We start from the raw sequence: 6,886 nt of genomic DNA on the forward strand, positions 1-6,886 counted from the left end.
AAATTCATAGTAGGGCTTCCTCCTTAAGACTCTGAGTTAGATTGGACTCTATACTCGTATCTTACTGAGGGGCTCTATTTTTTTCAAACCTGAAATTTAACGATCTACAGGAATGCTAACCTGCTTCGTTAGTTTAAGAACAACTTCTAATGAATTTGGACCTATGTTAAAATATCCATCTAAAAATAGTGATAATACCAATTAATGTAAAGGAAAAAGTTAATATTAAAATAGAGATACATCCAATGGTTACTAACTTATCACCTAATGTTTCAGTAGGTTCTTCCACTAATTTTTCTTTAACTTTATCCTTAATAGGAGAGTACCCCTGATTTAATTGCAATTTTTGTATTATTTCAGGATTTCCTTTAAATTTTAAAGCTGTTGATATTCTAGATGGATCATTCCCCTCAGATTTTTCGAACGCGGCACACGCTTTTACCATTTCGGGGGTCTTATTCTCTTCTAGATACCAATATCGACCGGCCATTGATGGATATTTTAATAAAAAATAAATATCTCCTAATTTTCTACGAAGCTCTAATTCATTAGGGTTAGTGGAAATTAATCCGTGAAGTCTATCTCTCGCTTTTCCTAAATCATCATTTTTAATGTCCTCTTCTATCTTCTTTAAAGTTTTAGCAGGTATCCTTCCTATAGCAGTCTCCCTCCTTAATTTATATTGGATTTTTATTAAAAAACCAACTTCGTTAGCTTTATAAAGAAAAATAGCCGCAACAGCAGCATAGTAATATAACTCTAGCACCCTTTAGTTAAATAAGGACACATCAGTTTATCATTTATTCTTCTTCTCTAATTCTAATTGATTAACGATGGAAGATACTAATGTATCCAAGGGATTAATAATAGTCTTAGATGTCTTATATTCAACTTGCTTGGATGCATCGACCATAGATAATTGAGCAACGGAGATAACTTTCTTTTCATCTTTAATGATTTGATTTAAGAACTTGGAAATTTCTTGATTGTATTCTTGTTTTAGTCCTTGCATTATCAATTCAAAAGTATTGTTAATAACAATAACCTCTAAATCTAAAGGTATTTGATGGTTATTAGCATAATGTTTAAGTCGTTCCACTGTACCTTTAACAGTTGCAGGATTTGTAAATAGAATTGTATGAGGTTGCTGTATATTGCAGATGTAATCAAAGTAAGGTTCATCAATTTTTATAATTGGTACTGATATTGAGAGTTGGTCTTCCTGTAAAATTGCAATATAGTTTGTGCAAGTAATAAGGATAGCATCAACTTTACATTGGTCAATCCATTCTATTTGCTCTTTAACTTTTTTTTGAGCATCTAATTCTTGGAAATTTTCATCAGATGTAACTAGATACATTAATGCTGGGTCAACAAAATGTATTAATTCAATGTCAAATGGGGAAAGTGCATTTTCTATATATTCTATATTCGAATAATGGGCGTGTAAGCATCCTAATCTTTTTCTCAATTCTCATTCCACCTCTAATATACTTCTGATTATTCTATCAGTGTGTGAATCGAAATGTCTATGAAAATTAAGGTAAATTTGCACGTCGCTCGATGAAAAAGAAGAAAGTTGATTTTCATGGTAGTTCAGCAAGCGGTTTTTTTACACTCTTTTGGAATGGATTTAATAAAAACCTTTTTTATCGTAAGCAAAGGACGCTCTTCTTCTAACATACTCGGATTCATCGATTAAAAAATGATTAAGGAGAACTTTTATCTCTTGGTTATTCTCATTTATTTTTCCTAGCCCATATGCTATTTGCCATCTTGTATCGTGATCTGGAAAAGATACTGTTTGTTTCGCAATGGATAATAATTGTTTTGGATTTTCTATCAAAGTATCAATAATTATTTCAGATTCATTGTCACTCGCTACAATATATAGAAATTCATTTAGCAGGACTAAACTGCATTTTTCGACAGAAGTATCCTTTATTAGCTTTTTAACAAGTGATATATTCTGTCCCAATGTAGGTATTCAGTTTCCCATTCACCCAAGGATTTATCTGCTGTTCTTGCCCAATTCCTAAATATTTCAATTTCTAAAAGTAATTCACTCATTGTAGGTTCTCACTCCTTATAAGGCAGTTAAGTTTTGGTAAGCAGAAATATATCTTAACAACCATTTTTCTCGCGGATAAAGGAGCTTAATTCATATCCATAAATAGAATTCGATAGGCACTTCAAATAATCCTTGTTTAACTAACCCCGTTACTTGAAGAAAAAAAATGCATTACTCCCTTATTGAAGCAAAGCATCCGTTAGCTGAAGAAGCGATAAATTTTTAAAATAGCCCATATTATAATTAAACCCCAAATCAATACTATTATTGAACCGACTATCCAATTCTTCGGCTTACCGTTTTTCATCATTTCTTCTGCCTTAACTTCACAGTCAGATATTACAACCTTTGGTATCATCTTTAACGCAATCATTATCCCTAATGGAACGAGAATTACATCGTCTAAGTAGCCAAGAATGGGTATGAAATCGGGTATTAGGTCAATCGGACTGAAAGCATAAGCCACAACACAAGCAGTAAACAATTTAGCATACCAAGGTACTCTTTCATCTTTACAAGCACAGTAAAGAATAAATATTTGTCGTTTTAAATTCCTTGCCCAAGCCTTAATTTTCTTAAACATTTTATCTCCTAATAAGAGTTAAGATTTTATTCCATTATAACTAAGAAGATTTACAACGGATTTTGTTTGTTTCACTAACCTGCTTACGTTAGTTGCATAAGGAAAAGCGATACCCTTGTTGAAGTATCGCACCCTTTAGTTGAATAATCTCTTTTTATTTTCATAAATGTATTGAAATCCATATAAGAAAAAAGCCTTGTAAAAGAAGTATAGGAAGAATTGAAATGCATTAAGTCGAACTAATTTAAATAATTTTATCTTTGCAAATAAATTTTTAGCTAAAAATGTAAAAATTAATTGGAAAAGAGCATTTAGCAAGATAAACTTTTTGAAATTTCCGTATGTCCATTTTAATGTCCATAAAGCCACCGCCAACATTGGACCTATTAAAAAAGGAAATTCATTATGAAAAAAGGAATGTGGGTTATTATAAAAAGACCACCATCTACGTTTCTTTCCAATCGGAACATCAATACAATTTATTATAAACACAAAGATAAAGGCTGGAAAAAATCTCTTTATACTTCGCCTTTCCAAAAAAGAAACTGTAATCCATGAGAGTAATACCATTGCAATATTAAATAACCACTTATTTTTCATTGACATATTAATACCCCATTATCTAAAAGGAATCATTTAACTTATTATATCTCCTTCGTTATTTAACTATCCTGCCCGTTAGCCATCCATGCAGCGGAAAAATCGTCGCTGCACCACAGAGAATGAAAATTGGTCTCCGATAATGTTTTAATAGCTGGCGAAGAAGGTCGTTGAACTATGGTGCCTTTGAGCCCATCCGTTAGTCTGACTCCGACGACCACGGTGTACCACCGACTGTCGCGCCCTATATGGGTAGCACTCATGGGAGATTAATCCTTTTCTGGTCGTCGCGCTAGCCTCTACTTAATTTGCTTTGATTGGATCCAAGCCCCTTCTTCAAATTTGGTAATACTGAATATAATGACTACAAAGAATGTTACTACGGCACCTATTCCATTAATAATTGCTTTTGTTTGCCATCCCTGTGATTTATCACTACGCCACTTTATGACAAGACTTACTTGTGCCATCGTAAAGGATAAGAAAACACCAATCGCATAAAGGGGAATTAATGCCTCAGTTCTCCCACCAAAAACAATGAGTAAAAAACTCGCTAAAATGCCTAGTGTAATTATTCCGTAGTTATAGGCTAAACGGTCACCCCTATTGGCAAACATTCGGGGCATATTTTTATCTTGTGCCATTAGAGAACCTAAAATTGGAAAACCATTAAAGGCTGTATTGGCAGCGAGTATTAATATTGCCATGGTCGCAAACTGAATAATATAATAAAATATTCCACGCCCAAAGGCATCCTCCGCCACCATAGAAAGAACCGTTTTAGTTCCTGTTGGATCAGGGTGAATATCATAAGCTCTTGAAATAATCGTTACTCCACCAAAAATAATTGATAATAACACCCCTAATGTAACCATGGTTCTTTTCGCATTTCTTTGAGCTGGGTTTCGAAAGTAGGGCACAGCATTGGAAATAGCTTCAACTCCCGTTACAGCCGAACACCCCGAAGAGAATGCTTTTAACAAAACCATGTCAGGCTTGCTGGTAATTCTGTAGGAATTGTAACATGGTGAGTTGCCTAACTTGCACCAGTTAACCAGTCAAATAAACCTTTTCCTACCAGGGTTAACAAGCAAAAAATAAATATGTAAGTTGGAAATGCAAATAGGCTACCCGATTCTGATAATCCTCTAAGATTCATCCATTCCATAAACCAGATAAAAAATATTCCAATTGGAACGATATATGGCAAAGCAGAATGATATGCAGAAGTAATTGCCAGTACACCTGCCGATATGGATACTGCAACAGTTAACGTGTAGTCAATAAGCAATGAAACTCCAGCTAAACGCCCCCAAACCATTCCTAACTTTTCTTATTCAACTATCCTGCACGTTAGTGGAACAACGAAAAAAAGGCTGCCGAAACAGCGAAATCGTTCTTGAGCTAAAGCACCCGTTACTTTAAGTACAATCATTCACAATATGCTTCGTTAATCAAACCCAAAAAAGATGATGCCTTGTTAAAGCATCGCCCCCTTTAGTTTAACATGCATGCTATTCTAGTTTACAAACCTCTTGTAATAAACCAATAAAATAAAAAGCAAGATAGGATTAATAATTGCTGAATATCCTAAATTCCACCATCCGTAATGAAAATATCCCCAAGGTTCGGGCAATAGGGTGATGGATTCATAGGTTAACAAACATACTTCCCAATAGATAAAATAACGTATTTGTTTAATTAAGGATCTTATAAAAGGATACCAATTCAAAAACATCATATTTACAGGTGGAAGTAACATAGTATTGGCTGGTAATGCTGCCCAATCCACATTTTTTGTAAAATACCAGTATGCATGATATTTCAAATCTATGTAAGCATCAAAAGACATTTGAAATGCAATTGTATATGACCAGATATGGGCAATTTGTTTTGCCGATAAATTCTTATTAGTTTTGAAAGCAAGCACATTAAATATGATAATTGCGATAAAAAGTCCAATCATTATTATTTTTCCTTTTTCTTCTTACAATATCCTTATTAAGTAACTATCATACTCAAGGTCTTATTAACCTAAACCTGACCGTTAGTCGAATAAGAAATAGGCTGCTTTTTTGCAGCCAGTTCTTTAAGGAAAGCACCCGTTAGCCATCCATGAATCGCTAAAAACCAGCTCTTCACCACAAAGAATGAAAATGGTTAGGAAGTGCCAATACTGATACTGACCTTAATCCAGTCAACCCAATCCATAGGCTTATTAATTTAAAGCTCTCCTCTTTTTTTAACGATTGAGCAGGGTCTTCTTAAGTATTGTCACTTTTCATTCTTGAAGAAACTTATTTTCATGGTTGTTCAGTAAGAAATTTCTAATTTTTATCCTTAAAAATCATCTTAGCAAATACTGCACCAACAATAGTTGTTATGCCTGCGAAAATACCCGCATAAATTTGTTTATTCCATTCTATAAAAGAACTTGCAACGGTAACTATTGTGGCAACAAACGCAGATGTAAATATGATTTGTGGTTTATTTAATTTCATTTTTAATTTCCCCATTCCTGTACTATCCTGCCCCTTTAGTTGAACAAGAAAAAAGACTGCCAAAATGACAGCCGAGTTCTTAAACTCTTGCCCCCGTTAGCTTAACAAGGCTTTTTACTCTTCATCAAAGTCATCAACTTCTTCTGAAATTAGAATAATAAACTGCTGTAAACTAGGTGCATATTCATCTAATTCTGTTGTTTCGTGATTCCACAGATAAATGGTATTTCCCATTTTCCCTTTTATTTTTTTAAAGCACAGTTTATCTCCCGAACCATCATCACCAATTGCAATAAGGTCTTCAGACATTCTTTCGTCTCTTACTTCTTCCTTATTTTGTCTAACAACATCATCCCAAGTCTTTTTAGCATTTTTGGGGGTTTTAATAGGAAAGAGAATCCATTCACCGATTTCGGGATTATTTACTAACTTAAAAAGTTCTTTGTACTGTTCGGGAAAAATCGCTCCTAACTTTTCCTCTGTCAACTTTATATCCGATTCATCAACACCAGGTTTCTTTGTTTCGATTAAGTATCTTACATTCTGCATTAGATAAAACTCCTTCACCATAAATCTTTCATTTTTATTAATTCAATAACAAATTACACACTTCCTTCTTCAAGTAAACTGCTTCGTTAGTCGAATAAGAAAAAGCTGCCGCAGCAGCCAATATTCATAAATTCAAGCACCCTTCAGTTAGTTTAATAAAACTTATTAAATAATTTTTTCATCTTATGGTATCATCGTCACCACGATGTGCAATTTCCTCTAAAACCCAAGGAGTATCTCCTTCCTTCGAGTAAGTTGTAAGATAAGTTTTATTAACCTCGATCAAGTTCCACACCATTGGTTCATTGACCATAATTTTTATTTCCTTTTTACCTGTAATACTGTTGGGGTCAAATGCAATTATCCAGGCTTTTTCATAATCCTTTGAATGTGCTTTTTTTACTATATACAATTCGGAAGTTGTGGTTGAAAAAGGACCACCACAAGCTGTAACAACCAAAAGGAAAATAAAAGTTAATAAACTTGGAATCTTTTTCATTGTACACCACCACAATTTAGGCTTTATCACCAATATATTCACAACAAATTCCATTCATTCATTCTTAATACAGATAGGTAAGG

11 protein-coding genes are annotated in these 6,886 nt (G+C 33.7%); all 11 read right to left on the bottom strand.

The genetic code is table 11. The features are described 5' to 3' along the window. Positions 1 to 166 precede the first annotated feature (166 nt). The 11 genes from J7E77_RS28510 to J7E77_RS28560 all read right to left on the bottom strand — a co-directional run bounded on the left by J7E77_RS28510 (position 167) and on the right by J7E77_RS28560 (position 6,803). Positions 167 to 658 (bottom strand): DUF6584 family protein, encoded by a 492-nt coding sequence (locus tag J7E77_RS28510; protein ID WP_214718804.1) that lies wholly within the window; start codon positions 656 to 658, stop codon positions 167 to 169. Between the two features lie 138 nt (positions 659 to 796). Next, positions 797 to 1,471 (bottom strand): hypothetical protein, encoded by a 675-nt coding sequence (locus tag J7E77_RS28515; protein ID WP_214718788.1) that lies wholly within the window; start codon positions 1,469 to 1,471, stop codon positions 797 to 799. Between the two features lie 162 nt (positions 1,472 to 1,633). Beyond that, positions 1,634 to 1,978 carry a HEAT repeat domain-containing protein gene (locus tag J7E77_RS28520; RefSeq protein ID WP_214718791.1) on the bottom strand — a complete coding sequence of 115 codons (345 nt, stop codon included), beginning with the start codon at positions 1,976 to 1,978 and terminating at the stop codon, positions 1,634 to 1,636. A 292-nt stretch (positions 1,979 to 2,270) separates the two neighbouring features. Beyond that, positions 2,271 to 2,654 (bottom strand): YkvA family protein, encoded by a 384-nt coding sequence (locus J7E77_RS28525; protein WP_214718793.1) that lies wholly within the window; start codon positions 2,652 to 2,654, stop codon positions 2,271 to 2,273. Between the two features lie 135 nt (positions 2,655 to 2,789). Continuing rightward, entirely contained in the window at positions 2,790 to 3,260 is a 471-nt protein-coding gene (locus tag J7E77_RS28530) for a hypothetical protein (RefSeq protein WP_214718795.1), read from the bottom strand. Positions 3,261 to 3,553: 293 nt separating this feature from the next. Continuing rightward, complete coding sequence (locus J7E77_RS28535) at positions 3,554 to 4,243, bottom strand: APC family permease (RefSeq protein WP_214718797.1); 690 nt, start codon at positions 4,241 to 4,243, stop codon at positions 3,554 to 3,556. A 47-nt stretch (positions 4,244 to 4,290) separates the two neighbouring features. Then, entirely contained in the window at positions 4,291 to 4,575 is a 285-nt protein-coding gene (locus tag J7E77_RS28540; RefSeq protein WP_214718799.1) for a hypothetical protein, read from the bottom strand. Between the two features lie 198 nt (positions 4,576 to 4,773). After that, a complete protein-coding gene (locus tag J7E77_RS28545; protein WP_214718800.1) occupies positions 4,774 to 5,220 on the bottom strand; it encodes a hypothetical protein in 447 nt (148 codons plus the stop codon). Positions 5,221 to 5,581: 361 nt separating this feature from the next. Beyond that, positions 5,582 to 5,770, bottom strand: coding sequence for a hypothetical protein (locus tag J7E77_RS28550; RefSeq protein ID WP_214718801.1), 189 nt, complete (start codon positions 5,768 to 5,770; stop codon positions 5,582 to 5,584). Between the two features lie 99 nt (positions 5,771 to 5,869). Beyond that, the gene (locus tag J7E77_RS28555; protein ID WP_214718802.1) at positions 5,870 to 6,304 is read right to left on the bottom strand and encodes an SMI1/KNR4 family protein; all 435 of its coding nucleotides are present in this window, start codon (positions 6,302 to 6,304) and stop codon (positions 5,870 to 5,872) included. A gap of 178 nt (positions 6,305 to 6,482) precedes the next feature. Next, on the bottom strand, positions 6,483 to 6,803 hold the full coding sequence (locus J7E77_RS28560; protein ID WP_214718803.1) for a hypothetical protein: 321 nt from the start codon (positions 6,801 to 6,803) through the stop codon (positions 6,483 to 6,485). Between the last annotated feature and the right edge of the window lie 83 nt (positions 6,804 to 6,886).

Source organism: Bacillus sp. ISL-77 (assembly GCF_018613105.1).

Excerpts from the sequence above, each read along its gene's own strand:
- J7E77_RS28545 (WP_214718800.1), bottom strand. The coding sequence starts at position 5,220 with ATGATTGGACTTTTTATCGCAATTATCATATTTAATGTGCTTGCTTTC.
- J7E77_RS28560 (WP_214718803.1), bottom strand. The coding sequence starts at position 6,803 with ATGAAAAAGATTCCAAGTTTATTAACTTTTATTTTCCTTTTGGTTGTT.
- J7E77_RS28525 (WP_214718793.1), bottom strand. The coding sequence starts at position 2,654 with ATGTTTAAGAAAATTAAGGCTTGGGCAAGGAATTTAAAACGACAAATA.
- J7E77_RS28530 (WP_214718795.1), bottom strand. The coding sequence starts at position 3,260 with ATGTCAATGAAAAATAAGTGGTTATTTAATATTGCAATGGTATTACTC.
- J7E77_RS28550 (WP_214718801.1), bottom strand. The coding sequence starts at position 5,770 with ATGGGGAAATTAAAAATGAAATTAAATAAACCACAAATCATATTTACA.
- J7E77_RS28555 (WP_214718802.1), bottom strand. The coding sequence starts at position 6,304 with ATGCAGAATGTAAGATACTTAATCGAAACAAAGAAACCTGGTGTTGAT.
- J7E77_RS28535 (WP_214718797.1), bottom strand. The coding sequence starts at position 4,243 with ATGGTTTTGTTAAAAGCATTCTCTTCGGGGTGTTCGGCTGTAACGGGA.
- J7E77_RS28540 (WP_214718799.1), bottom strand. The coding sequence starts at position 4,575 with ATGGTTTGGGGGCGTTTAGCTGGAGTTTCATTGCTTATTGACTACACG.